Here is a 26225-nt window from a genome sequence, read left to right as displayed (position 1 = left end):
TGCGGGGTCGCGCCCATCTCCGCGGTTCAGGGCCCGAGGGCCAGAGCGACCTGCGCGAGGAGCACCACGGCCAGCGCGCCCAGCGCGACGGTGGCGATCAGGACGAGAACGATGCGCAGGAGGAAGGAGACTGCCTTCGCCACCTGGCGGACGGCGAAGAGCATCGCCCAGAGCGAGGCTATCGCGAGGAGTGAGAGCAGACCGCGGGCCGCTGCCACTCCCTCTGGGCTGGCGGTGGTGAGGAGGATTACGGTTGTCATGGAGTTCCCCGGTGGTTGACGCGCCGATGGGGCCTTACGAGTGCGGGCACTCCTGGAGATCGTCTGCCCCGACCCGGGAGTGCCTGCGTGATCGCAGGGGGTGCTGTGCCCGCGTCTGACTGATGCGGGGCGGTGCGCGGGATCTGTTCATGGTTAACCTTTACCTAATCTTCACTTCTTCTCCTGAAGGAAGAATTCCCCTGCTGACGGCGCGAAAAACCTGCGCGGGCGGGGTCTGTGGCTCTAGGATGACGCGCACGCCAGTGAACTGGCCAAACGAACTACTCGCATCTGGGCGCCAGTAGATGTTTACTTGGAGACTGAAGTTCAGATGAAGGGTGTTTCCTGATGGAACCGATGGACGACGCCGTCCGGGTTCTGGCGCAACGGCTGAAGTCGCTCCGCACCCGGCGCTGGCCGGAGGTGAGGATCACGCAGCCGATGCTGGGCGAGGCCCTGGCCAAGGGCGGCAGACCGCTCAGCTCCGGCCTGATCAGCTCCTGGGAGTCCGGCACGACGCCGAAGACGCCGCCGCTCGCGCGCCTCGACGACTACGCCACCCTGTTCTGCACCCCGCGTTCGATCAAGGACGGCACGCTGCGCCTGCTGCCGGTCTCCGAGCTGACCGCCGAGGAGCTCGCCGAGCGCGGGCGGATCCGGGCCGACCTGCTCAGCCTGCGCAACGACGCGGTGCACGAGCCGGCCGGCGCGACCGCCAACCCGTGGGACTTCCGCGACGAGCGGCCGATCACCATCATCTGCGGCAGCCTGCCGGCCGACCTGACCGCGAGCCTGAGCAAGTACGTCGACCCCGACGACCCCGACTACATGGACCTCTACACCTACGCCGACATCGACGCCCTCTTCGAGCTCCACGGCCACCTGCGCGCGCTCAACCCGGCCAGCACGGTCCGCCGCCGCAGGGTCGACACCGTCTCGCCGACCGAGGACTTCGCCGGACACGTCGTGCTGCTCGGCGGCGTCGACTTCAACCCGCGCACCGCCGACGTGCTGGCCGACCCCGCGATGCCGGTCAAGCAGGTGGCCGAGTGGGGCGCGGGGCGCGTCTACTTCGAGGTCGGCGAGGAGCACTACCCGCCGACGCTGGAGCGGGGAGCCGACGGGCGGGAGATCCTGCTCGAGGACGTGGCCCACTTCTACCGCGGCCCCAACCCGCTCTACCAGAGCGGCACGCTGACCATGTGCAACGGCATGTTCGGGCGCGGCACCCTCGGCGCCGTGCGCGCGCTGACCGATCCGGCCCTGGCCGAGGCCAACAGCGAGTACCTCAACACCCGCTTCGCCGGGCAGGAGAGCTTCAGCCTGATCACCCGGGTCCTCGTCATGGGCGGCGCCGTGCTCACCCCCGACTGGCGCCTTTCCGGCAACGTGCTCCACGAGTGGCCGGAGAACCAGGGGTGACCCGGAACCACCACGGCTCACACCGGCACCTCCTGGCGTCCGCGCCGCGGCCCGCCGGGACCGCGCGGGTCGATGCGATCATCGTGCCGACCGTGCGGCCGCCAGCGTACCTGCGGGACGCGGCGGCGGTGGCGGAGCGGCTCGACTGCCCGCTGGTCACGTTGTCGAGCGGGCGTTACACCTCGGCGGCGCGGACCATGCGCGGGCTGGGCGAGCTGGGCGTGGAGCTGGTCGCCATCGAGCTGTCGCGGCACAAGCCGCTGCCCGCACCCTTCCACGGCCCGGAGTTCCCGCGTTCCACCCCGCTCGACTGCCGCGCCGACACCGCCGCCAAGCGCAACGTCGGCATGGTGCTGGCCACCATGGCCGGCTGGGAGAGCGTCGTCTTCCTCGACGACGACATCGTGGTGCCCGATCCTGCCGACCTGTCGGGGGCGGCGGCGCTGCTGGGCTCCTACGACCGGGTGGCGCTGACGCTCGGCGGCTTTCCCGACAACTCGGTGGTGTGCCACGCCTACCGCGACAACGGCGGCGCCGACCAGGCCACCTTCGCCGGGGCGGGCGCGATGGCCGTGGCGGCGGCCAAGGCGCCGGCCTACTACCCGGCCGTCTACAACGAGGACTGGTTCGACCTGCTCGGCGACGACGGCATGCTCCGGCCCACGGCGAGCGTCGGCGCCGCGCTGCAGCGGGAGTACGACCCCTACGGCACGCCGGAGCGGGCCAGGCGCGAGGAGTTCGGCGACGTGCTCGGCGAGGGCCTGATGTGGCTGCTCGACTCGGGTGTCTCCTGGCAGGCGGCGGACGTGGACCACTGGCGGGAGGTGCTGCGGCGGCGCCGCAGGCTCGTCGATGACCTTCTGCTCAGGGAGCGCAGGGCGGCGGCGCGGGCCGCGCTCCTGGCCGCCCGCGAGCAGCTCAAGCTCATCAAGGCGCGCGCGTGCCACCGCTTCGTGGAGGACTGGGCCGTCGCCAGGAAAGGCTGGCAGGCCCATCTCGACACGCTGCCGGCCGGGCTGACGACGGCGCGGGCGTGCGAGCGGTTGCGGGAGCGCCATCCGGAGCTGACCGTGCACCACCACGAGCGGCGTCCGGCCGCCTACACGCTCGGCGACCCACCCGGTACGGCCGCGCCGTACGCGGTCCGCATCCCCCGTCCCGAGGGCGGGCTGGTCAGGTTCGAGCCGCTCACCGAGGCCGGCATCCCGGCCCTCGTGGCCTCCTTCGGGCAGCGGCCCTACTTCGTGCGCGCCCTGGCCAGGCAGGAGAGCGGCCACGGCGTCCTGCTGATCGCCTGGGACCGCGAACGGGCCGTGGGCACCGTCTACATCTGGCTGGACAAGGCGGAGGAGAAGCGGCTGCGGCGCCGGCTTCCGGGTACGCCCTTGCTCATGCACCTCGACCTGTTGCCCGAATACCGCGACACCGGGTTCGGCACCATGCTCGTCTACGTGGCCGAGCAGAAGCTCATCGAACGCGGCCACTCCACCGTCGCGCTCGGCGTCGATCCGGACAACCAGCAGGCGTACCGGCTGTATCTGCGCCTGGGCTACCGCAAGTGGAAGCACTCCCCGCTGCCGACGACCGAAGAGATCCTCCACGAGGACGGGACAAGCGAGCGCAAACCAGACAGATGTCACATTCTTTTCAAGACTCTTTCTCCGTTCCCGTCATCATTGCGATGATGGGAGCTTCGTGGGAAAGAGGCTTCTTTGTCACCTGATCATCACGGCTCACATCGCAAGCTGCTCTCCTCCCGAACCGCTCCCGCGCGTACGGGGCGGATCGACGCCATCGTCATCCCGACGGCGCGCCCGCCCGCCTTCCTCGACCACGCCGCCGACCTGGCCCGCTGGCTCGGCTGTCCTGTGGTCGCCCTGTGCAGCGGCCCCCGCACCGGCGCCGCCCCGGTACGCCGCCGCCTGCCCTGGGTGATCGCCGCCGACTTCCCCGGGCCGGAGCAGCTCCGGTTACCCGACTTCGCCACCTCCCGCGTCCTGCCCCACTCCTTCCAGCGCTCCGGCGACCTGGCGGCCAAGCGCAACGCGGGGCTGCTGCTGGCCAGGATGATGGGCTGGCGCAACCTCGCCTTCCTCGACGACGACATCGTGGTCTCCTCCCCCGGCGACCTGTGCTCGGCCGCCGCCCTGCTGGACGAGCACGGCGCGGTGGCGCTGTCGGTCTCCGGCTACCCGGACAACTCGGTGGTCTGCCACGCCTACCGCGACGTCGGCGGCGACCAGGACACCTTCGTCGGCAGCGGCGCGCTGGTCGTGGACACCGCGCGGGCGAGCTCCTTCTTTCCCGACGTGTACAACGAGGACTGGTTCTTCGTCCTCGAAGTGCCCCGGCTCGGGGTGACGGGCCAGATGTGGCAGGCGCCGTACGATCCTTACGAGAGCCCGGAGCGCGCCCGCGACGAGGAGTTCGGGGACGTGCTGGCCGAGGGCATCTTCTGGCTCCTGGACGACGAGCGTCCGGTGAGCGAGGCGGACCTGGCGCACTGGCGGACGTTCCTGCGCCGGCGCAGAAGCTTCATCGAGCACATCCACGGTCGCCTGGACCAGGCGGACGCGGCCAAGCGGGGGCCGATGGAGGAGTCGCTGCGCGCGGCGCTCGGCCGGCTGGCCCGCATCACGCCGGAGCTGTGCGTGCGCTACCTGGACGCCTGGCGCGAGGACCTGCGGGTGTGGCGCGACCACCTGGGTGACCTGCGCCCGGCCGGATCGGTGGAGGAGGCACTCGGCTCCCTGGGCGTCACCAACCTGGTCACCGACCTCAGCACCCGCTGATCGTGGGCGAAAACCGGTTGTTCGCACCGCGAGCCGCCGCGCATGATCAGACATGGATGTCACGCCTGAACTCCACGCCTACTACGAGCGGGACAAGGAACATCTGCGGCTGCGTGCGGGCCGTGAGCGGCTGGAGCTCTGGCGCACCCAGGACGTGCTGCGCCGCGTGCTGCCTCCGCCGCCCGCCCGTGTCCTGGACGTTGGTGGCGGCCCGGGGATCCACGCCGAGTGGCTGTCGGGTGACGGCTACGAGGTGACGGTGGTCGATCCGATCCCCCTGCATGTGGAACGGGCCGCCCGACTGCCCGGCGTCACGGCGGTGGCCGGTGACGCCCGGCGGCTGCCGTACCCTGACGCCGCCGTGGACGCGGTGTTGCTTCTCGGGCCGCTCTACCATCTGGCTGAGCGCGCCGACCGGGTGCGGGCGCTGCGCGAGGCCCGCCGCGTGGTACGGCCGGGCGGACCGGTGGCCGCCGCCACCATCAACCGCCACGCGGCCGTGCTCGGCACGATCTGCCTCGGCCACTACCTGCGCGAGCCGGAACGGCGGGCGGCCCATGCCGCGGCCGCCGACGGCGTCATGCTCTCCCCGGGAGCCGGGTTCACCGCCTACTTCCACGATCCGGACGAGGTGCCAGGGGAGTTCTCCGACGCCGGTCTGCGCGATCCGGTCAGGTACGGGGTGGAAGGGGCGTTCTGGCTCTACGGCGACATGGACGACTGGCTCGACGACCCGTGGCGCAGGGAGCTCGTGCTCGACGCCCAGCGGTCGATGGAGACGGAGCCGACGCTGCTCGGTGTCTCCGGGCACATGCTCACCGTCGGCGTGGGCTGAGTAGGGGCTACTCATGCCGTCCCCGCCGCCCTCGCCCAGGCTGTGCCCATACCTTCGGAAAGGCGGAAGTGATGGGCGACAGATACGTGGTGCTGCGCGACCTGACCCGGACGTTCACCGCGGGTCCGCTGGAGGCGCGGCGGACCGGTGGCGGGCCCGGTGAGCCGCATCTGGAGACGCTCGACCTCAGCAAGCGGGAGGCCCGCGCGCTGGCGGCGGAACCGGGTGTGGCGGCCCTGGCCCCGGCGATGCCGATCGGCCTGCCGATCGACGTGGACGGCGACGAGCCGCCCGCCCCCACCGATGTCACGTGGGGTGTCGCGGCGGTCGGGGCCCCGGGCTCCAGCAGGACCGGCGAGGGTTCGCTGGTCGCGGTGCTGGACTCGGGCATCGACGCGGGGCACACGGCGTTCGCGGGGATGGAGCTCGTGCAGAAGGACTTCACCGGCGACGGGAACGGCGACAAACGCGGCCACGGTACGCACGTGGCGGGCACCGTGTTCGGGCGGCCGGTGGAGGGCATCAGGATCGGCGTCGCCCCGGGCATCGGGAAGGCGCTCATCGGCAAGGTCATCAGGGACTCCGGGGGCGGGACCACGGACGCGCTGCTCGAAGCCATTCTGTGGGCCGCGCGGCAGGGCGCGGACGTGATCACGATGTCGGTGTCGTTCGCGTTCACCAAGGCCGTCGAGGAGGACGTGGCCGAGGGGCTGCCGGTCTTCCTGGCCACGGCGCGGGCGCTGGAGGCCTACCGGGCCAACCTGCGGTTGTTCGACTCGCTGATGCGGATGCTGGCCGAGCGTTCCGCCGTGGACAAGGGCACGCTGGTCATCGCGGCCTCCGGCAACTCGAGCATGCGGGAGCTGAACCCGGCGTTCGAGGTGGGGGCCGAGCTGCCGTCGGCGGCCGACGGGGTGCTGGCCGTGGGCGCGTTGCAGAAGGTGGACGGGCTGCTGGACGTGACCCGGTTCTCCAACACCTTCGCCGACGTGTGCGCGCCGGGCAAGGACGTGTTCTCGGCCCGGCTGGGCGGCGGGCTGTCGGCCAAGAACGGGACCAGCATGGCGGCTCCGCACGTGGCGGGGGTCGCGGCGCTGTGGTGGGAGGAGCTGCGCGACGCGCTGCCGTCCGCCTCCGTCGCGCGCGCCTCGATGGTCACCAACCGGCTGCTGGCCGCGGCCACCGGCACGGGGTTCGTACCGGACGCCGACATCGCCGACATCGGCGCGGGCCTGGCACTCTGCCCGCCGTAATACCCACTAGTTTAGGGGATATGACCACGGATCAGCATGGACTGGCGACCACGGGCTCCGGCGCCGCCGTCCGGCACTACGACCAGGCCGTCGACGCGCTGCTCCACTTCCAGATCGAGGTGGACGGGCACGCGGCGGCGGCCGTCGAGGCGGAGCCCGCGTTCGCGATGGGCCATGTGCTCCAGGCCTACCTCGGGCTGCTGACCACCGAGGCGGACGACGCCAGGGCGGCCCGCGAGCGCTTCGCGGGCTTCCGCGCCCGCGCCGACGAGAGCCTCCTGCTGCCGAGGGAGCGGGCCCACGTGGAGGCGGTGCAGGCCCTGCTGGACGGTGACTTCCGCACCTGCGGGACCCGGCTGCAGGCGATCACCGAGGCGCACCCGCGCGACGCGCTCGCCCTTGCCGCCGGTCATCAGGTCGACTTCTTCACCGGAGACGCCCGCTCGCTGCGCGACCGGATCGGCGGCGCGCTGACCGGCTGGTCGGAGGACGACCGGCACTACGGGCACGTGCTGGGCATGTACGCCTTCGGGCTGGAGGAGGCGGGCCACTACGACCGCTCGGAGGAGGTGGGCCTGCGCGCGGTCGAGCTCAACGCCCGCGACGTCTGGGGCATCCACGCGGTCGTGCACACCTACGAGATGCAGGGCCGCTTCGGCCAGGGCGTGCGCTACATGGACGCCCGGCTGGACGACTGGTCCACCGGCACGTTCTTCAACGTGCACAACTGGTGGCACTACTCCCTGTACGCGCTCGAAGCCGGAGACACCGGGCGGGCCCTGGAGATCTACGACGCCGTGCTCGCCGGCGGCCAGGGCGCGATGGAGCTGCTGGACGCGGCGGCGCTGCTGTGGCGGCTCTACCTCGAAGGCGACATACGGCACGAGCGCTGGCAGGCCCTCGCCGACGCCTGGACCCCCAAGGCCGGCGAGGCCTTCTACGCCTTCAACGACATGCACGCCGTCATGGCCTACACCGGCTCGGGCCGCTTCCGGGAGGCGGACAAGCTGATCGCCGACCGGCGGCGCTACCTCGCCGAACCGCGCCCGGGGGTCACCAACCAGGAGATGACCGCCCGGGTCGGCCTGCCGGTCTGCCGGGCGATCGCCGCCTTCGGCCGCGGCGCGTACGAGACGGTGGTGGATCTGCTGTATCCGATCCGGCACCGGATCAACGAGTTCGGCGGCAGCCACGCGCAGCGCGACGCCGTGCAGAAGACCCTGCTGGAGGCGGCGCTGCGCGGCGGCCGCAGGGACGTGGCCAGGGTGCTGCTCAGCGAGCGCATCGGGGTGCGTCCGTGCAGCCCGTTCAACTGGCTCAAGCAGGGCGCGCTGGCCGAGCAGCTCGGCGAGCGCGCCGCCGCGGCCGCCGCCCGCCTCAAAGCCGATCAGCTGGTACGGCAGGCCTGACGCCGGACCGCGCGGTGAGAGCGGCGGCTAGGGCGCCCGCACGGTGAGAACGGCCGCCGGCAACCCCCGCAAACCCCCGGGAATCTCGATATTTCCGGACGAGTCAACCTTGACCGGCCCGTCCCCCCACGACCCCGTGGCCCGCGCCGACTCCACCAGGTCCCCGGCCAAGGTGAACGCCCCGGCCCCCGGGTCCAGCACGATCACGTTGAGCGTGCCGTCGGGCCGCAGCGAGTAGCGCACCGGCTGACCGGCCGGTTCGGCGTGCCGTACCCAGGGACGGGTGCCGTAGACCGCACCGCCGAAGGCCCGCAGCCACTCCCCCAGGAACCGCAGCCGCTCCACCTGATCCCCCGGCAGCGACCCGTCGGCGTGCGGCCCGATGTTGAGCAGCAGGTTGCCGTTCTTGGCGACGGTGTCCACCAGCAGGTGCACGAGTTCCTCGCGCCCGAGCAGGTGCCGCTCGTCCTCGGCCCGGTTGTAGCCGAACGACTGGCCGAGCCCGCGCGTCGCCTCCCACACCCACGGCGAGGTGCGCGACTCCGACTGGTACTCGCGCGTGCGGTAGCCGAGGTGCGCCACCCCCCACCGGTCGTTGACCACGCCGTCGGGCACGCGCGCGTAGTAGCGCTCGAAAAGCTCGCTCAGCCCGTACGGCCCGCCCGCCTTGGCCGAGTCCGGCCAGTCGATGTCGTTCCACAGCAGGTCGGGGGCGTGCCGGTCGACCAGCTCCGCCACCTGCTCGAAGGAGTGGCGGGCGAAGGCCTCGTCGTTGCGCCGCAGCGTGAACAGGTCGGTGAGCGAGCGGATCGGCGGGAAGTGCGAGACGTGCCAGTCGAGCGCGCCGGAGTAGTAGAAGCCGAGCCGCAGCCCGGCCGCCCTGGCCTGCTCGGCCATGGCGGCCATGAGGTCGCGGCGCGGGCCGCGGCGGGCGCTGTTGAACGGGGTGGTGGCGGTGTCCCAGAGGCAGAAGCCGTCGTGGTGCTTGGCCGTGGGCACGACGTAGCGGGCGCCGCACTCGGCGAACAGCCGCATCCATCCGGCCGGATCGAACGCCTCGGTGGTCCAGACGTCGGCGAGGTCCTCGTAGGAGACGCCCACGCCGTACCTGCGCTCGTGGAAGTCCTGCGCGGGCGAGCCGGGGATGCGGACGGTGTTGGCGTACCACTCGGCGTACTGGTGGTGGCTGTATTCGAGCTCCGCCGGCACGTTCTGGCCCGGCAGCCGGGGGCTGGCCCATCCGGGCACCGAGTACAGGCCCCAGTGGACGAACACCCCGAACTTGGCGTCCCTGAACCACGCGGGGACCTCCCGCGACGGGTAGGTGACGCCCAGGTCGGGCCCGACACGGCGGTCGAACTGCAGCAAGACCGATCCTTTCAGCGGCCGGCCAGGCCGGCGGTGGCGATGCCCTTGACCAGGTGCTTCTGCAGGGCGATGAGCAGCAGCAGGGTCGGCAGGATGGAGACGATGGAGGCGGCCATGACCAGGTGCCACTGGTTGCCGTTCTGCCCGAAGAACAGTTGCAGGCCGAGCGGGACGGTGCCCCGCGCGCTCACGTCGTTGATCATGATGAGCGGCCACAGGAAGCTGTTCCAGTAGTTGATGAAGGTGAAGACGGCGAGCACGCCGAGCGCCGGCCGGGCCATCGGCAGCATGATCTGGGTGAAGATGCGCAGCTCGCCGGCGCTGTCGATGCGGGCGGCCTCCTGCATCTCGCGCGGCACCGAGCGGAAGAACTGGCGCAGCAGGAACGTGCCGAACGCGGTGAACGCCCACGGGAAGATCAGCGCCTGGTAGGTGTCCACCCAGCCGAGCGACTGCATGAGGATGAACATGGGCACGACCAGCACTTCCTGCGGCACCATCAGTGTGGCCAGGAAGATCAGGAAGACGCCGTCGCGCCCGCGCCAGCGCAGCGCGGCGAAGGCGTAGGCCGACAGCGCGGAGGCGGTCAGCACCACGAGCGTGCCGACGCCGGCGACCAGCACCCCGTTGAGGATGTAGCGCTGGAAGGGCACGTAGGTGAAGACGTCGGCGAAGTTCTGCCAGCGGATCGAGGAGCCCACGAGCGAGCCGGGGTCGGAGAAGGTCTCCCCGGCCGGCTTCAGCGCGGTGGCGACGGCGAAGATCAGCGGGTAGAGGAAGGCCAGCGTGACCGCGGCCAGCAGGGCGTGCGAGACGGCGCTCTTCAGGGGGCTCTTAACTTTCATAGTGCACCCACCGCTTCTGGCCGAGGAACTGCACGAACGTGACGGCCAGGATGATCGCGAACAGCACCCATGCCGCCGCGGCGGCCAGGCCCAGGTCACGCGACTGGAAGCCGGCCTGGTAGACGTTCATGACGAGGGTCTCGGTGGCGTTGCCGGGACCGCCGGCTGTGAGGATGTACGGCTGCGTGAACACCTGCAGCGCGGTGATCACCGTCATCGTGGTGGCGAAGAACAGCGCGGGCGAGATCAGCGGCAACTGCACGCTCACCAGGCGGCGCAGGCCGGTGGCGCCGTCCAGCGACGCCGCCTCCAGCACCGGCTTGGGCATCTCGTTGATCGCCGCCGAGAACACGATCATGTTGTAGCCGAAGCCCTGCCACACGCTCATCGCGACCACCGACAGCAGTGCCGTACGGCCGTCGGCCAGCAGGTTCGGCTCGGTGCCGACGAGCTGGAAGAGCAGCTTGAAGATGACCGCGTTGGCCACCATCGGGGTGATCGCCGGGATGAAGAACAGCACCCGCCACAGGTTCTGCCAGCGCGAGTTGCTGATCCAGAAGGCCAGTCCGAGCGCGAGCAGGATGTTCAGCGGCACGTACAGGCCGGTGAAGACGAACGTGTTACGCAACGCGGCCAGGAAGTCGGGGTCCTCGCCGAACAGGTAGCGGAAGTTGTCGAGCCCGATGAACTCGCTGCCGCCCAGCATCGGCCAGTCGAAGAAGCTCATGACCACGGCCATGCCGACGGGGAACAGCGTGAACAGCCCGAGGCCGAGCACGCTCGGGGTGGCGAACCCGAGCGCGCTCCACGTCTCCCGAGTCCTCACTGGCCGCGCGCTCCCTGCTGCTGGATGGTGGCAAGGGCCTCCTTGGGCGCCTGGGCCCCGGTGTAGACCTGCAGGAAGTACTGGGCCATGAGCTTGTTGACGTTGTCCCAGTTCTTGGTGGTGAACAGCGGGGTGCCGCCGTCCAGTCCCTCCCTGACCGCGCTCATGGCCGCCTTGACGTCGGCGGCCTTGCCGGCGTCCTGCTTGACCAGGAACTCCTCGTAGCCGGCCTGCTGCTCGGTGCGGGAGGGGAAGCCGCGCCCGACGCCGGCGAGGTAGGCCTGGGCGTCCTTGCCGGTCAGCGTCTCGACCGCCTTGATCGCCTCGGCCTTGTAGGGGCAGCTCTTGGCCACGCCGAAGCCGGAGCCGGCGACGTAGGTCTTGGAGCCGCCCGGCCCGGCGGGCAGCGGCGCGAGGCCGACGGCGAACTTGGCGTCCTTGATGTGGGAGCCGAGGTTCCAGGAGCCGTCCACGGCCATCATCGCGTTGCCGTTGACGAACTGCGTCTCGCCCCAGCCGCCTTCGGCCGAGGAGGCGGGCACGCTGCCGGCCTTGCTCTTGGCCAGGCCCGCGTACCAGGTGAGGGCGTCGACCATCGGCTGGCTGTCCAGCTGCAGCTTGACGTCCTGGGTGACCGGCGCGGCCCCGTTGTAGGACAGCAGCAGCGACAGCGTGTGCAGGTCGGAGAACGACATGCCGAACCCGGCCTTGCCGCCGCTCGACAGGGTCTTCGCGGCCTTCTCGAAGTCGGCGACCGTCCAGCCCGCCTTCGGCTCGGGCAGCCCGGCCTTCGCGAAGGCGTCCTTGTTGTAGTAGACGAGCATCGAGGCCAGGTCGTACGGCAGGGCGAGCTGCTTGCCGCCCATCTTCAGCGCCTCCAGCGAGGCCGGCGCGAACCCGTCGGGGGCGGTCAGCGGCTCCATGAGGTCGGCGTAGGCGCCGAGGCGCAGGCTCTGCATGGAGACGATGCACGCCTGCTTGCCGGCGGCGAACTCCGTCTGGAGCTTGGTGAAGTAGTCGTTGAACGGCGCGGTGCGCAGCGCGATCTTGACCTTGGGGTTCTGCTGCGTGACGAGCTTGGCGAGGTGGTCCAGCTGGGCCTTCTCGTCCTCGCTGCCCGCCCACATCTCCCAGTCGAGGGTGATCGTGCCGTCGTCCTGCTTGGCGCCGCCCGCCGTACCAGATGCACCGCCACCGCCACAGGCGGTGGCTCCGAGGACGAGCGCGAGCCCCGCTGCCAGAAAGCCCTTCATGTGCGGTTTCCTTAATTTCGGCGACGAAATTATTATGGTCGTGGACCCTAGGCTTGGTCGGCCGAGGACGTCAAGGGGCAGGAGGAACATTGCGCGAAGATCTGGTCAGGGCGGAGATCCTGGCCATGCTCGGGCGGGAGCCGCTCAACCGCTCGGAGATCGCGGCCCGCCTTGGGCTCGGTGCGGCCACCGTCACCGAGCACACGCGGAGGCTCATCGACCTAGGCTACCTGCGAGAACTCGCTCCACAGGTGAGCGGGCGGGGCCGGCCACGGGTACCGCTGGAGGTGCTGCCGGACGCCGCCTACACGCTCGGGTTGCGCGTGCACCACACGCACGTGGTGGGCGTGCTCATGCGGCTCAACGGCAGCGAGGTACGCCGCTTCACCCAGCCCTTCGACCCGCGCCACGAGCCCGTGGAGCAGCTGGCCAAGATGTGCCTGGAGGTGCTCGGCGAGCCGGGCGCGGGCGAGCGCGTGCGCGGCGTCGGGCTCGCCGTTCCCGGCGTGATCGACCCCGCCAAGGGAGTGGTACGGCTCTCGCCCCACCTCGGCTGGTCGGACCTGGCGCTGCGCCCCCGCCTGGCCGAGCTGCTGCCGGTCCCCGTGCTGATCGACAACGACACGCGCGCCAGCACCACGGCGGAGCTGCTGTTCGGCACCGGGCGCGACCACGACGACTTCCTCGTGCTGGCCGTCGGCGGCGGCGTCGGCATGGGCATCGTGCTCGGCCGGCGGGTGCACCGGGGACCGGACGGCGTGGCCGGGGAGTTCGGGCACGTGCCCGTCGACCCGCTCGGCCCGCCGTGCGTGTGCGGGCGGCGCGGCTGCGTGGAGACCTACGCCGCGGACTACGCGCTGGCCGCGCGGGCGCTGGAGCGGGGGCTGACCTCACGGGCGGTGGCCGTGGACGAGCTGCACGCGCTCGCGCTGGCCGGCACGCCCGGCATCCGCGACCTGATGGCCGAGGCGGGAGCCACGCTCGGCAGGGCGGCGGCCGGGATAGTGAACGTGCTGGCGGTGCGGGCCCTCACGGTCATCGGTGAGAGCCATGTGCTGTGGCCCTATCTGGAGCCGGGATTCCGCCCCGCGGTGGAGGGCGGAGTGCTGTCGGGCCTGGAGATCTCGGTGCGGCCGTGGGACGACAGCGCCCACGCCATCGGCGCCGCCTGCCTGGTGCTCGCCGCCACGGTCGGCGCCCGCTGACCGCGGGGCGGCGGGCACGTTGTAATCAGCGGTATCCCTTGAGCTCGCCGGGGTTGATGTCGATGTATTGGAGTAAAGGGGGTGTCCGGTCTCACCGCTGGACACCGAACATCAACCGCTGAACAATGAATGCCGCTGGCCCATCGACAAGGGGGGCGACGATACCTCGCCAGGAGCGTCCGCTGGGCCCGGCTGACGATGGGTTATCGCGGTTCGCGGCGGATCTGCGGAAACTCAGGGAAAAGGCCGGGACGCCGTCGTACCGGGAACTCGCCGAACGCGCGCATTATTCGGCCAGTACCCTTTCTGAGGCCGCCGGGGGCCGTAAACTTCCGAGTTTGTCGGTAACGCTGGCTTATGTCGCCTCGTGCGGCGGGGACCTCCGGGAATGGCGGGCCCGATGGTACGGGCTGGCCGATGAGCTGGCCCCGGAGGAGCCGGCCGACGGGGCGGCGGCGCCGTACCTCGGACTGGCGGCCTTCGGGCAGCAGGACGCCGAGCGCTTCCACGGACGGGAGCGGCTCGTGGAGCGGGTACGGACGATGGTGTCGGAGCGGCGGTTCGTCGCGGTGCTCGGGGCGTCGGGATCGGGCAAGTCGTCGCTGCTGCGCGCGGGACTGCTGCCCGCGCTCGCCGGGCGGCCCTCGCTGGTGCTGACCCCGGGCGCCCATCCGCTGCGCGCGTGCGCGACCGGCCTGGGCGCGATGCTCGGCGTCGCGCCCGGCGGGCTGCTCGGGGATCTGACCGAACGGCCCGCCGGCCTCGGCCCGCTGACCCGGCAGGTCGTGGCCATGGAGGGCGCGGAGCAGGACTTCGTGCTGGTCGCCGACCAGTTCGAAGAGGTGTTCACCCTGTGCCAGGACCCCGCGGAGCGTGCCGCCTTCATCGCGGCGCTGGTGGCCGCGGAGGGCGATCCGGGCAACCGTACCCGCGTGGTCATCGGCGTGCGCACCGACTTCTACCACCACTGCGCCCAGCACCCCGATCTGGCCGAGGTCCTGCAGGACGCGCAGGTCCTGGTCGGCCCGATGACCGCGGAGGAACTCCACCGGGCGATCACGCAACCGGCCGTCGACCTGGGCTACCGGGTCGAGACCGCGCTGGTCTCCCGGCTGGTCGCCGACGCCACCGGTCAGGCGGGCGTGCTGCCGCTGCTGTCCCACACGCTGCTGGAGACCTGGCGGCGGCGCCGCGGCAACACCGTCAGCCTGACCGGATACGAGGCCACCGGCGGCATCGAACGCGCCGTCGCCCAGAGCTCCGAGGCCGTCTACAACGCGCTCGGCGCGGACGGGCAGGCGCTGGTCCGGCAGATCTTCCTCCGGCTCACCGCGCTCGGCGAGGGCACAGAGGACACCAGGCGCCGCATCTCGCGCGGCGAGCTCGACCACCCGCGGGCCGCCGGGGTGCTCGAGGCGCTGGCCCGCGCCCGGCTCATCACCCTGCACGGCGACGCCGTCGAGATCGCGCACGAAGCGCTGATCAGGTCGTGGCCCCGCCTGCGCGCCTGGCTGGCCGAGGACCGCGACGGCCTGCGCGTCCACCGCCAGATCACCGAGGCCACCGAGGCGTGGGAGGAGGAGGCCAGGGACCACGCCGCGCTGCACCGCGGCACCCGGCTGGCCGTCGCCCTGGAATGGGCCGCCGCGCACCGTCCGCTGCTGTCGCCGCGCGAACGCGACTTCCTGGCCGCCAGCGCCACCGCGGCGGCCGAGGACCAGGCCGCGGCGCGGCGACGGGCCCGGCGCCTGCGGCGGCTCACGGCGCTGCTCGCCGTCCTGGTGATGCTGACCACGGCCACCACGATCTACGCCGTCCGCTCCGAACAGGCCGCCACCCGCCAGCGTGACCTCGCCCTGTCGCAGAAGGTCGCCGCCGCGGCCGACCGGCTCCGCCAGACGGACCCGGCGCTGTCCGCGCAGCTCAGCCTGGCCGCCTACCGCCTGTCACCCACCGAGGACGCGCGCAACAGCCTGCTGCGCGTCTTCGCCACCCCGTACGCCACCCGGCTCACCGGCCACAGCGACCGGGTCAACTCGGTCGCGGTGAGCCCGGACGGCCGCAGCCTGATCAGCGCGAGCCGCGACCGGACCGCGCAGCTCTGGGACATCACCCATCCGCACCGGCCACGCCGGCTGGCCGTGCTGAGCGGGCACCGCGGCAACGTCAACGCCGCCGCCTTCAGCCCCGACGGCCGGCTGGCCGCCACCGCGAGCTGGGACCACACGGTACGCCTGTGGAACCTCGCCGATCCCGGGCGGCCGGCGTCGGCCGTACTGCCGCACGACGCCAACGTGAACGCGGTCGCCTTCAGCCCCGACGGCCGGCTCCTGGCCACGGCGGGCGACGACCGCGTCGCCCGGGTGTGGGACGTCGCCGGGCCGCGGGTCGCGGCGAGCCTGCGAGGTCACGGGGCCGCCGTCGTGTCGGTGGCGTTCAGCCCCGACGGGCGCACGCTGGCCACCGGCAGCTTCGACCGCACCGCCCGGCTGTGGGATCTGGCCGACCCCGACCGGCCCGCTTCCCTGCGCGGGCACACCGGGCCCGTGGCCTGGGTGGCGTACCGGCCGGACGGGCGCCTGCTCGCCACGGCGGGCAACGACGGCGACGTCCGCCTCTGGCAGGTCGCCGGGACCCGCGCGCGGGCTAAGGCGCGCGCCGGCGGCCACGAGGAGATCGTGCGCTCGGTCGCCTTCAGCGCCGACGGCCGCACGCTCGTCAGCGCCGGGCACGACGACGCCGTACGCCTGACCGACGTCACCGACCCGGACGAGCCCCGGGCCCTGACCACGTTCACCGGCCACACCGGCAACGCGGTCTCGGCCGTGTTCGCCCCCGGCGGGCGCACGCTGGCCTCGGCCAGCGACGACTACACCGTCCGGCTCTGGGACCTGCCCCACCCCGCGCTGACCGCGCACACCGGCGGCGTCTACTGGCTGGCCTTCAGCCCCGACGGCCGCACGCTCGCCACCGTCGGGGAGGACCGCGCGCTGCGTCTGTGGGACGTCTCCGAACCCGGTCGCACCCGGCAGCGCGCCGTCCTGACCGGCCACGACGCCGCCGTCTGGGGGGTGACGTTCAGCCCGGGCGGCGCCGTCGCGGCCACCGCCGCCTACGACCGCACCGTCCGGCTCTGGGACGTCGCCGCCCGCCCCGGGCCGCTCGCGACGCTCACCGGCCACACCGCCAACGTCAACGCCGTCGCCTTCTCCCCCGACGGCACCACCCTGGCCAGCGCGAGCCTCGACACCACCGTGCGGTTCACGGATGTACGCGACCCCCGCCGGCCCCGCCGTACGGGCGGCTTCACGGCCGACGCCGAAGGCGTCAACACGCTCGCCTTCAGCCCCGACGGCCGCACCCTGGCCACCGCCGGCTGGGACCACTACGCCCGGCTGTGGAACGTCACCGACCTGAGCCGCCCCATCCCCCTGTCCACGCTGACCGGCCACGCCGACGGCATCAACTCCCTCGCCTACAGCCCCGACGGCCGCACCCTCGCCACGGCGAGCTTCGACCGCACCGCGCGCCTGTGGGACGTCACCGACCCCGCGCGCGCCCGCGCGCTGGCCGCGCTCAAGGGCCACACCGGCAGCGTCTCCATGGTCGCCTTCAGCCCGGACGGCCGCACGCTGGCCACCACGGGCAACGACCGCTCGCTGCGTCTGTGGGACCTGGCCGACCGCCGCCGTCCCGTGGAGGTGGCCTCGCTGAGCGCGCACGCCGACGGGGTCTCCTCCGTCGCGTTCGGTCCCGACGGCCACACCGTGGCGACCGGCAGTCACGACCGCACGGCGCTGGTCTGGGAGACCGGCACGGTACGGCTGGCCGCCCGGTTGTGCGAAGCCGCCTTCCCACGGATCACCGCGGCGGAATGGGCGGTGCACTTCCCCGGCCTGCCGTACCGGCCGCCGTGTGAGACCGGCGCGGGATTTGTCGGGCTTGCCGAGTAGGCTCCACCTTCATGGACCAACTGACGCTGATGGCCGTACACGCCCACCCCGACGACGAGGTCCTGAGCACCGGCGGCATCCTCGCGCGCTATGCCGACGAGGGCATCCGCACCGTCCTCGTGACCTGCACCAACGGGGAGCAGGGCGACGGCGTGGGCGGGGTGAAGCCGGGCCAGGACGGCCATGACGCCGCCGCCGTGGCCCAGCAGCGGCTGGCCGAGCTGCGCGAATCGGCCGGGCACCTGGGCATCACCCATGTCGAGCTGCTCGGCTACCAGGACTCCGGCATGGACGGCTGGGACGCCAACCATGACGCCTCCTCCTTCGCCAACGTGCCGGTCGAGGAGGCCGCGGCCAAGCTGAGCGCCCTGATCGAGCGCTACCGCCCGCAGGTCGTCGTCACCTACGACGAGAACGGCGGCTACGGCCACCCCGACCACATCCAGGCCCACCGCGTCGCGGTCGCCGCGGCCAAGAGCACGGGCATCCCGGCGAAGTTCTACTACACCGCCATCCCCCGCGCGCGGATGCGCGAGATGTTCGAGCAGATGAAGGCGGCCGGCGTCGACTTCGGCGAGGACTTCGACCCCGACGCCGACTTCGGCACCCCCGACGAGCTCATCACCTCCGTCGTGGATGGCTCCGCGGTGGTGGAGCGCAAGCTGAAGGCGCTGCGCGCGCACGCCAGCCAGGGCGACAGCATCTTCGTCCTGCAGATGCCCGAGGAGGCGCAGAGGATGGCCTTCTCCCACGAGGCCTTCATCCGCGTCAGCTCCACGGTCGAGGCCCCCGACCATGAGGACGACCTGTTCGCCGGGCTGCGCTGATGGACGAGCGGCGGCTGGTGCGCGTCTCGAAGTACCTGTCCAAGCACCTGCGGCACGAGCCCGGCCGGATCGGCCTGGAGCTCGACCCCAACGGCTGGACGGACGTCGGCACGTTCCTGGCCGCCGCCGCGGCCCACGACTTCCCGATCACCAGGCAGGAGCTCGACGAGGCCGTCGCCCGGAACGACAAGCGCCGCTTCACCGTCGAGGACGGCCGGATCCGCGCCAACCAGGGCCACTCGATCCCCGTCGACCTGGACCTGCCCGTCGCGACGCCACCCGGGGTCCTGTTCCACGGCACGGTGGCCCGGGTCCTGCCGGCCATCAGGGCCGAGGGCCTGCGTCCCATGAACCGCCACCACGTGCACCTCTCCCCCGACCGCGAGACCGCCCGGCGCGTGGGCGCCCGCCGCGGGCGTCCGGTCATCCTCGTCGTGGACGCCGCCGCCATGCACGCCTCCGGTCATGACTTCCACCTGACGGCCAACGGCGTGTGGCTCGCCACGACCGTGCCGCCGGTCTACCTCCGCTTCCCGGCCTGACCCGGCGAAGGGCTCAAGAACTCGCGCGCACCGCGCAGCCGGGTTCGTAGCCGCGCCTGCGTGAGCCGGCAGTCCAGCCGCACGTCGAGCGGCCCGCCCAGATCCGTGGCGGCGCGGCTGCCGGTCGGCAGGCGGGCCGGATCGAGCCCGTCCCGCCGCGCGACCAGGCACCCCAGCTCGTACCGGCTCACCGCGTCCGCACCGGCGACATGGTGAACCCCCACCGCGTCGGGACCGGTGAGCTCCAGGAGCGCGGCGGCGAGATCTCCGACGTGCACGGGGCAGCGCACGTCGTCGGTGAACAACACGCCCTCCCGCCCCGCCGCCAGCGCGTGGACGAACGCCTCGTGCGACGAACCGCCGTCCCCGATGATCAGGGACGTCCGCACGATCGCCGCCGCGGGGACGATCGCCCGCACGGCCACCTCCGCCGCCGCCTTCGCCGCCCCGTACGGGCTGATCGGGTCGGGGACGCTCGTCTCCGCATAGACGACCGCCTTACCGGAGAAGACGGCATCGCTGGACACATGGACCAGCCGCCCGCCGCTGCCGGACACCGCGCCGGCCACATGAGCGGCGCCCACCGCCGTCACCGTCCAGTCCGCGGGCCGGTAGGCGGCGTTGACCACCACGTCGGGGCCGAACGCGGCGATCCGGCCGGCGACGGCGGCACGGTCGCGCACGTCGAGCTCCAGCCACTCGGCTCCCTCCGCCCGGCCGGGGCGGGTCTGATAGGTGGCGGCCACCTGATGCCCGGCGGCCACGGCCCGCCGGGCGAGCTCACCGCCAAGGAAGCCGCTACCGCCGACGATGATGATTCTCATGGCTGGCCACCGTAGAGCCTCCCGCGCGACGCCGGCCCATCGCGACCACAGGTGCCGCGAGACTCCCTCCACCCCGGCGACCCCTCGACCGGGGCGAGGTCGGCCGGTTGGGAGGTGCGATGATCTTCCGTATGACAGGCTCAGGCCTTTGGCTCCACTCCGCGGAGCTTGGCGGGGTTCATCATCCACAGCACCTGGTCGATGCCGTCCGGCGTGGCGTTGATCGTGAGGACCGTGAACACCTGGCCGTCGCGGGTCAGCATGGCCGAGGTCTGGCCGTTCGTGTTCGCCCATGCCACCTCCACCCCCACCCAGAAGTGGCCGGCGAACGCCTTGACGTACTTCGCCACCCGCACAGCGCCCTCCACCGGAAACCGGGACGCGCGCGCGGCCCCGCCCCCGTCGGAGTAGCTGGTCACATCGGCCGCGAGCAGTTTCTCCAGCGCCTCCAGCTCTCCGAAGCGGGCGGCGGTGACGAAGGCCTCCAGCAGTCTGCGCTGTTCGGCCGCGGTGACTGCGGCCCGGCGCCCGGCCCGCAGGTGTTTGCGGGCGCGGCTGACGTGCTGGCGGACCGCCGGTTCGCTCAGCTCGACGATCTCGGCGATCTCCCGGTACGGGTAGTCGAACGCCTCGCGCAGCACATAGGCGGCGCGTTCGGGCGGCGAGAGCCGTTCCAGAAGCAAAAGGACCGCGAACTCCAGAGCCTCGCCCCGCTCGGCGCCCAGGTAGGGGTCGGCGGCGGTGTCGACGGGTTCGGGCAGCCAGGGGCCGAGGTAGGTCTCGCGGCGTACGCGGGCGGACTGGGCGGCGTTGATCGCCAGCCGCGTGGTGATCGTCGCCAGGAACCCGCTGGGGCTCTCCACCGTGGAACGGTCGTAGGCCTGCCAGCGTAGCCAGACGTCCTGGACCAGGTCCTCGGCTTCGGTGACGCTGGCCAGCATCCGGTAGGCGATCCCGAACAGGCGCGACCGCACGCCGTCGAATACCGCCAGGGCCTCGTCGAGATCCTCCACTTTCTCCCCCGCCCGGCGCCGGTGGCCGAGTGTGACCGTTCTCACCAGCGCCAACGTCACGAATCACGCCGGCATCAGGTCATTACATTAGGAACTGTTCTTCGCAGATGCGGTTAAGGGAGCGCCATGTATTCGCCAGAGCACCGGATCGCCACATCCGTCTTGGTCATCGGCACCGGAGGGGCCGGGTTGCGGGCCGCGATCGAGCTCGCCGAGCGCGGCGTCAGCGTTGTGGCGGTGGGCAAACGGCCGAAGGCGGACGCGCACACCTCGCTCGCGGCCGGCGGCATCAACGCGGCACTGGCCACGATGGACCCCGAGGACAGCTGGCAGCAGCACGCCGCCGACACCCTCAAGGAGAGCTACCTTCTCGCCAACCCGCACACCGTCCAGATTGTCACGGAAGGGGCCGCGCGGGGCATCGAAGATCTTCAGCGGTACGGCATGCCGTTCGCCCGCGAGCAGGATGGACGCATCTCGCAACGCTTCTTCGGCGCCCACACCTTCCGGCGCACCGCCTACGCCGGCGACTACACCGGGCTGGAGATCCAGCGCACCCTGATCAACCGGGCGGCGCAGCTCGACATCCCCGTCCTCGACACCGCCTACATCACCCGCATCCTGGTCAAGGACAACGCGGTCTTCGGCGCGTACGGCTTCGACCTGAACGACGGCCGCCGCTACGTCATCCACGCCGACGCGGTCATCCTGGCGGCCGGCGGCCACACCCGCATCTGGCGGCGCACCTCCTCGCGCCGCGACGAGAACACCGGCGACTCCTTCCGCCTGGCCAGCCTCGCCGGCTGCCGTATCCGCGATCCCGAACTGGTGCAGTTCCACCCGTCCGGCCTCATCGCCCCCGAGAACGCCGCCGGCACCCTCGTCTCCGAAGCCGCCCGCGGCGAAGGCGGCATCCTGCGCAACCACCTCGGTGAGCGCTTCATGTCGCGCTACGACCCGGAACGCATGGAGTTGTCGACACGTGACAGGATCGCGCTGGCCGCGTACACGGAGATCAAGGAAGGGCGCGGCACCCCCGATGGCGGCGTCTGGCTGGATGTGTCGCACCTCCCCCGGCAGACGATCATGGAACGGCTGCCGCGCGTCTACCAGACGCTCATGGAGCTGCAGATGCTCGACATCACCAAGGACCCGATCGAGATCGCGCCCACCGCGCACTACTCGATGGGCGGCGTCTGGGTGCGGCCCGAGGACCACGGCACCGGGGTCGACGGCCTGTACGCGATCGGCGAGGCCGCCAGCGGCCTGCACGGCGCCAACCGCCTCGGCGGCAACTCGCTCATCGAGCTGCTCGTCTTCGGCCGCATCGTCGGCCAGGAGGCGGCCGCCTACTCCGCCGGTCTGGCCGCGCAGCGCCGTTCGGCCGAGGCGCTCGGCGAAGCGCGGGCAGAGGTGGACGAACTCCTGGCCGCCGACGGGCCCGAGAACGTGCGGGCCCTGCAGCGCGCCCTGCGCGACATCATGACGGAGCACGCCGGCGTGGTCCGCGACGAAGCCGGGCTGCTGAAGGGCCTGGACGAACTCGCCGCGCTGGAGACGCGCATCGGCGAGGTCGGCGTGCACCCGGACATCGCCGGATTCCAGGATCTGGCGCACGCGTTCGACCTGAAGTCCGCCGCCCTGTCCGCCCGCGCGACGATCGAGACCGCGCTCGAACGCCGCGAGACCCGCGGCTGCCACAACCGCTCCGACTACCCCGAGCTCGACCCGGCCCTGCAGGTCAACCTCGTGTGGTCCGGCCCCGGATCGGTGGAGAGGGAGGCCATCCCCGCGATTCCCACGGAGATCGCCGCGCTCATGCGCGAGGTCTCCAGCGAGGGCAAACTCGTCGAGTAGAAGATCGTCTCCGGCGGGACCCTTGCGCGCTGTCCCACCGCGGCCACTCACGATCCAACCGTTCTGCGATGATACGCGGGCTGTGATCGGATGCGACGGAAAGGAGACCGCTTGCACGCGCCCATAACCGGGCGCCGCAAGGTATCTCGGCCCAGCGCGAACTGTGCGTTCCACGCCGCCTTCCGCATAGGACGCACCAGGCCGATCGCCGCGATGCCCGCCGGCAACGAGGGGCAGCGACGTGCGCACCGACCGCGGCCCTTCCCGTTCCCACAGCTACGCCTCACGATCGAACCCGGCCACCCGCAGGCCGTCTCGGTCCGGGAAGAGGAGCACGGCCACCCCGGCCGGGGGAACCGCACCGTCTCCCGACGCCCTGTCCAGGGTGGCCGGTGATCAACCAGGCCTGGCATACTCGCCTCTGTGCGGGCCGAACAGGAGGACCGGCCTGAGCCGGTGTGGAGCTGCTGGAACTACTGGATCGCGGTGCCCACGGGTGATCAGGCGGGTGTCATGGAGACGCTCGGGCTGACCGCGTCACGGCCGATGACCTTCGCCCAAGCCAGGGAAATGATCGACACCGCTGTGCACGGCGGTCTGGACCATCAGGTCTACGTCAGTCCCGAAGTGGACGGTTGGACCCTGGTCATCGGGCCATGGTGTGATCCGTGCGACGAAGACGTGCTCAGCTTGTGCCTGGCGCTGAGCGCACGGTATGCCCGGTGTCAGGCCTACTATTTCGGCGAGCAGGGCGATGGTTCGGCGTGGCTGGTGGCCGAACACGGCAACCTCGTCCGACGATACGCGGCGACAGATGACGACCTGCCGGCCCTGGGCCTCCCATTGCCGCAGGAGCAGGCGCGGTTGCTGAGCCTGGGGCTCCCGGCCGATCTCGCGACCGCAAGCGCCGAGGAACTCGATGAATGGGCGGTCGAAGCCGCGTACCTGGCCCCCGAGATCGCCACCTCGTACGGTGTCACCCCCCACACTCTGACGAAGGACACCGTGGTGCGAGGGACAGGCAAGCTCGCCCTGACACCCGTCGCCACTGCTCACCAAAACTGAATCCGCAGAATCACCTCTCCACCTGTGCGGCACCGGGCTGGTATCGGCGGGGTCGAACGACTTACACATCACCGCCCTGCCACGGTTCATGACCACCTGCCGCGCCTGGTCATCAACCGTTCCCGGTGCCCCTGGGCGCGAGCGGTTGACCGGGGTTTGGGGCGGAGCCCCAAGGAGACGGAGCCTGAGCTCCCAGGCGCGAAGCGCCCTCTCTGCGAAGCCCATGCCCTTCGGGCGGGGCTTGGGGCGGAGCCCCAATGGGACGCAGCCTGAGCCCAAGGCGCGAAGCGCTCCCATGCGAAGACCGTGCCCTTCGGGCGGGAACACTGCCTGAGCCCCCGAAGCGCGAAGTCCGCGCTCTTGGGCAATCCCGCCAATCGCCGGAATTACCAGCCTGGGGCCCCTATCGTTCGTATCACTGTGGAGTCAACTCGCCACAGAATGTCACAACCAGGTAGGAGTGATGGTGGGGGAGGCGCGGCATCGCAGCGCCGGGGCTCCGCGGGGGTGGTACGCGGGCCTGGCGCAAGACCGGAGGTTCCGGTTACTACGGACGAGGTTCTATCGGCTGGCCATCGGGATCGTCGCCTCGTTCCTGGGCTGGTACTTCCTCTACATCTGGCTGTCGGCTTTCGCCCGGGAGTTCATGGCCCGGCCGGTGGTCGGCAACATCAACGTGGCCCTGCTGCTGGGAGTCCTGCAGTTCGTGTCCACTTTCGCCCTGGCCTGGCGGTATTCACGCTATGCCCGCCGCATGCTCGACCCCCTGTCCGAGCAGCTCCGGGAAGAGGCCGCCGCCATGGAAGCGGAGCGCGAGCACGCCGAACGGCTGGCGGCCGAGCGCCGGCGGATCGAGAGCTGGGCGCCGCCGCGCCGTACCGCCGCCCATCGCAGGACACGGGGAGGCCGCCCATGATGGGCCCGGCGCTGACGTTCACACTGTTCGTCCTGTTCATCGCGATCACGCTGGTCATCACGTTCTGGGCCAGGGCCAACACCCGCGGCACCGACGACTACTACGCCGGGGGCAGAGCCTTCTCCGGCGCCCAGAACGGCCTCGCGCTGGCCGGCGACTACATGTCGGCCGCCTCCTTCCTCGGCATCGCGGGCATCATCGCGCTGTCGGGCTACGACGGCTTCCTGTACTCGATCGGTTTCCTCGTCGCCTGGCTGCTCACGCTCCTGCTGGTGGAGCTGATGCGCAACGCGGGCCGCTTCACCATGGCCGACGTCCTGTCCTATCGGGTACGGCGCCAGCCCCGCGTCAGAACGGCGGCCGTGACCTCGACCGTCACCGTGTCCGTCTTCTACCTGCTCGCCCAGATGGTCGGCGCGGGCGCGCTCGTATCCCTGCTGCTCGGCGTTTCCACCGACACCGCCAAGATCGTGACGATCGTCGCGGTCGGCGCCATGATGATCGTCTACGTCATGTTCGGCGGCATGAAGGGCACCACCTGGGTCCAGATCATCAAGGCGGTGCTGCTCATGGGCGGCACCACGGTGCTGACGGTCATGGTCCTCAGCCGGTTCGGCTTCAACCTCAGCGACATGCTCGGCGCCGCCGCCCGCAACAGCGGCCACGCCGGGTTCCTGCAGCCCGGCGGCCGGTTCGGCAAGGAGGTCGCCGGCGATCCGCTGCGGACGCTGGTCAACAAGCTCGACTTCATCAGCCTGGCGCTCGCGCTGGTGCTGGGCACCGCCGGGCTCCCCCACATCGTCAGCCGCTTCTTCACGGTGCCGGACGCGCGGGCGGCGCGTACCTCGGTGAACTGGGCGATCGGCCTGGTCGGCGTCTTCTACCTGATGACGCTGGCGCTGGGGTTCGGCGCGACCGCGCTGGTGGGGCAGGACGCCATCACCGCCCAGGACCCGGCGGGCAACGCCGCCGCGTTGCAACTCGCGCGGGCGCTGGGCGGTGACGTGCTGCTGGCGTTCATCGGCGCGGTGGCGTTCGCGACGATCCTGGCGGTGGTGTCGGGGCTGGTGCTGGCCTCCTCGACCTCGCTGGCGCACGACTACTTCGGGCACGTGCTGATGTTCGGGCGGCCGAGGGAGTCGCAGGAGGTGGCGGTGGCCCGGTTCTCCTCGTGTGTGATCGGGCTGCTGGCGATCGGGCTGGCGGTGATCGCCCGGCACCAGAACGTGGCGTTCCTGGTGGCGCTGGCGTTCGCGATGGCCGCTTCGGCGAACCTGCCCGCGATCGTGCTGTCGCTGTTCTGGCGGCGGTTCAACTCGAGCGGGGTGGTGGCCGGGATCTACGGCGGGCTCGGGGCGTCGGTGCTCCTGGTCGTGCTGTCGCCGGTGGTCTCCGGCAAGGTGGACCCGGTGTCGGGACGGTCGCTGTCGCTGCTGCCCGCCGGGGTGGACTTCCACGTGTTCCCGCTGGAGAACCCGGGGCTGGTCTCGATCCCGTTCGGGTTCCTGTGCGCGGTGCTGGGGACGCTGCTCAGCGACGAGAAGGTGGATCCGGAGCGCTACCAGGAGCTGTCGGTACGCTCGCTGACCGGCACCGGCTCCCACCGCGCCCCCGCCCGGCGCAGCCGCAGGCGGCGGAAGGACGGCGGAAGGAAGACGGCACCGGGACTCCGCCATCCCGAAGGCACCCAGACCGACACACCGCAGGGAGATTCACCATGATGTACGCGCGGGCGTGCGATGCCGGTGACCACACGACCG

Annotated in this window: 21 protein-coding genes; 14 read left to right on the top strand and 7 right to left on the bottom strand. The window is 71.5% G+C overall.

Annotated elements, in window-relative coordinates:
• Positions 1–26: 26 nt before the first annotated feature.
• Positions 27–260: a hypothetical protein gene (locus tag ACFWYW_RS32005; RefSeq protein WP_379617850.1), complete on the bottom strand. Its 234-nt coding sequence runs from the start codon at positions 258–260 to the stop codon at positions 27–29.
• A 348-nt stretch (positions 261–608) separates the two neighbouring features.
• Between ACFWYW_RS32005 and ACFWYW_RS32000 the strand changes: the two genes are divergently transcribed.
• The 6 genes from ACFWYW_RS32000 (at position 609) to ACFWYW_RS31975 (ending at position 7971) form a co-directional block, all read left to right on the top strand.
• Positions 609–1682, top strand: coding sequence for a hypothetical protein (locus tag ACFWYW_RS32000; RefSeq protein ID WP_379617852.1), 1074 nt, complete (start codon positions 609–611; stop codon positions 1680–1682).
• Positions 1683–1774: 92 nt separating this feature from the next.
• Positions 1775–3367 (top strand): GNAT family N-acetyltransferase, encoded by a 1593-nt coding sequence (locus ACFWYW_RS31995; protein ID WP_379617854.1) that lies wholly within the window; start codon positions 1775–1777, stop codon positions 3365–3367.
• 27 nt (positions 3368–3394) lie between these two features.
• Positions 3395–4474, top strand: a complete 1080-nt coding sequence (locus ACFWYW_RS31990) for a hypothetical protein (protein ID WP_379617856.1) — start codon at positions 3395–3397, stop codon at positions 4472–4474.
• A 52-nt stretch (positions 4475–4526) separates the two neighbouring features.
• Positions 4527–5309 carry a class I SAM-dependent methyltransferase gene (locus ACFWYW_RS31985; protein WP_379617858.1) on the top strand — a complete coding sequence of 261 codons (783 nt, stop codon included), beginning with the start codon at positions 4527–4529 and terminating at the stop codon, positions 5307–5309.
• A 71-nt stretch (positions 5310–5380) separates the two neighbouring features.
• On the top strand, positions 5381–6562 hold the full coding sequence (locus tag ACFWYW_RS31980; protein ID WP_379617860.1) for a S8 family serine peptidase: 1182 nt from the start codon (positions 5381–5383) through the stop codon (positions 6560–6562).
• A gap of 20 nt (positions 6563–6582) precedes the next feature.
• Positions 6583–7971 carry a tetratricopeptide repeat protein gene (locus ACFWYW_RS31975; RefSeq protein ID WP_379617862.1) on the top strand — a complete coding sequence of 463 codons (1389 nt, stop codon included), beginning with the start codon at positions 6583–6585 and terminating at the stop codon, positions 7969–7971.
• A 27-nt stretch (positions 7972–7998) separates the two neighbouring features.
• Here ACFWYW_RS31975 and ACFWYW_RS31970 read toward each other — a convergent pair whose 3' ends face one another.
• Genes ACFWYW_RS31970 through ACFWYW_RS31955 form a run of 4 tightly spaced genes read right to left on the bottom strand, consistent with a single transcriptional unit; the run spans position 7999 to position 12263 of the window.
• Positions 7999–9339, bottom strand: a complete 1341-nt coding sequence (locus ACFWYW_RS31970; protein ID WP_379617864.1) for an alpha-L-fucosidase — start codon at positions 9337–9339, stop codon at positions 7999–8001.
• 11 nt (positions 9340–9350) lie between these two features.
• Positions 9351–10184 (bottom strand): carbohydrate ABC transporter permease, encoded by an 834-nt coding sequence (locus ACFWYW_RS31965; RefSeq protein ID WP_379617866.1) that lies wholly within the window; start codon positions 10182–10184, stop codon positions 9351–9353.
• Complete coding sequence (locus tag ACFWYW_RS31960; protein ID WP_379617868.1) at positions 10174–11010, bottom strand: carbohydrate ABC transporter permease; 837 nt, start codon at positions 11008–11010, stop codon at positions 10174–10176. The genes ACFWYW_RS31965 and ACFWYW_RS31960 overlap by 11 nt, the downstream gene beginning before the upstream one ends.
• Complete coding sequence (locus ACFWYW_RS31955) at positions 11007–12263, bottom strand: ABC transporter substrate-binding protein (protein WP_379617871.1); 1257 nt, start codon at positions 12261–12263, stop codon at positions 11007–11009. The genes ACFWYW_RS31960 and ACFWYW_RS31955 overlap by 4 nt, the downstream gene beginning before the upstream one ends.
• 89 nt (positions 12264–12352) lie before the next feature.
• On the opposite strand from ACFWYW_RS31955, the gene ACFWYW_RS31950 reads away from it, so the two are divergent.
• The 4 genes from ACFWYW_RS31950 (at position 12353) to ACFWYW_RS31935 (ending at position 18790) form a co-directional block, all read left to right on the top strand.
• Entirely contained in the window at positions 12353–13468 is a 1116-nt protein-coding gene (locus ACFWYW_RS31950) for an ROK family protein (RefSeq protein WP_379617873.1), read from the top strand.
• A 338-nt stretch (positions 13469–13806) separates the two neighbouring features.
• Entirely contained in the window at positions 13807–17421 is a 3615-nt protein-coding gene (locus tag ACFWYW_RS31945) for a hypothetical protein (RefSeq protein WP_379617875.1), read from the top strand.
• Between the two features lie 11 nt (positions 17422–17432).
• Entirely contained in the window at positions 17433–18248 is an 816-nt protein-coding gene (locus ACFWYW_RS31940) for a PIG-L family deacetylase (protein ID WP_379617877.1), read from the top strand.
• Positions 18248–18790: an RNA 2'-phosphotransferase gene (locus ACFWYW_RS31935; RefSeq protein WP_379617879.1), complete on the top strand. Its 543-nt coding sequence runs from the start codon at positions 18248–18250 to the stop codon at positions 18788–18790. The genes ACFWYW_RS31940 and ACFWYW_RS31935 overlap by 1 nt, the downstream gene beginning before the upstream one ends.
• Here ACFWYW_RS31935 and ACFWYW_RS31930 read toward each other — a convergent pair.
• Positions 18769–19614, bottom strand: a complete 846-nt coding sequence (locus tag ACFWYW_RS31930) for an SDR family oxidoreductase (protein WP_379617881.1) — start codon at positions 19612–19614, stop codon at positions 18769–18771. The genes ACFWYW_RS31935 and ACFWYW_RS31930 overlap by 22 nt on opposite strands.
• 140 nt (positions 19615–19754) lie before the next feature.
• Positions 19755–20672: an RNA polymerase sigma-70 factor gene (locus ACFWYW_RS31925; protein WP_379617883.1), complete on the bottom strand. Its 918-nt coding sequence runs from the start codon at positions 20670–20672 to the stop codon at positions 19755–19757.
• Positions 20673–20753: 81 nt separating this feature from the next.
• Between ACFWYW_RS31925 and ACFWYW_RS31920 the strand changes: the two genes are divergently transcribed.
• From ACFWYW_RS31920 to ACFWYW_RS31905, 4 genes are all read left to right on the top strand, one after another.
• Positions 20754–22484: an L-aspartate oxidase gene (locus ACFWYW_RS31920; protein ID WP_379617885.1), complete on the top strand. Its 1731-nt coding sequence runs from the start codon at positions 20754–20756 to the stop codon at positions 22482–22484.
• Positions 22485–22907: 423 nt separating this feature from the next.
• Entirely contained in the window at positions 22908–23549 is a 642-nt protein-coding gene (locus tag ACFWYW_RS31915; RefSeq protein ID WP_379617887.1) for a hypothetical protein, read from the top strand.
• 463 nt (positions 23550–24012) lie between these two features.
• Positions 24013–24465, top strand: coding sequence for a DUF485 domain-containing protein (locus tag ACFWYW_RS31910; protein WP_379617889.1), 453 nt, complete (start codon positions 24013–24015; stop codon positions 24463–24465).
• A complete protein-coding gene (locus tag ACFWYW_RS31905) occupies positions 24462–26186 on the top strand; it encodes a cation acetate symporter (RefSeq protein ID WP_379617891.1) in 1725 nt (574 codons plus the stop codon). The genes ACFWYW_RS31910 and ACFWYW_RS31905 overlap by 4 nt, the downstream gene beginning before the upstream one ends.
• Positions 26187–26225 lie beyond the last annotated feature (39 nt).

It is taken from the genome of Nonomuraea sp. NPDC059023 (genome assembly GCF_042740095.1).
In the GTDB taxonomy this organism is placed as follows: domain Bacteria; phylum Actinomycetota; class Actinomycetes; order Streptosporangiales; family Streptosporangiaceae; genus Nonomuraea.
This window is presented reverse-complemented; position numbering and strand designations above follow the sequence as displayed.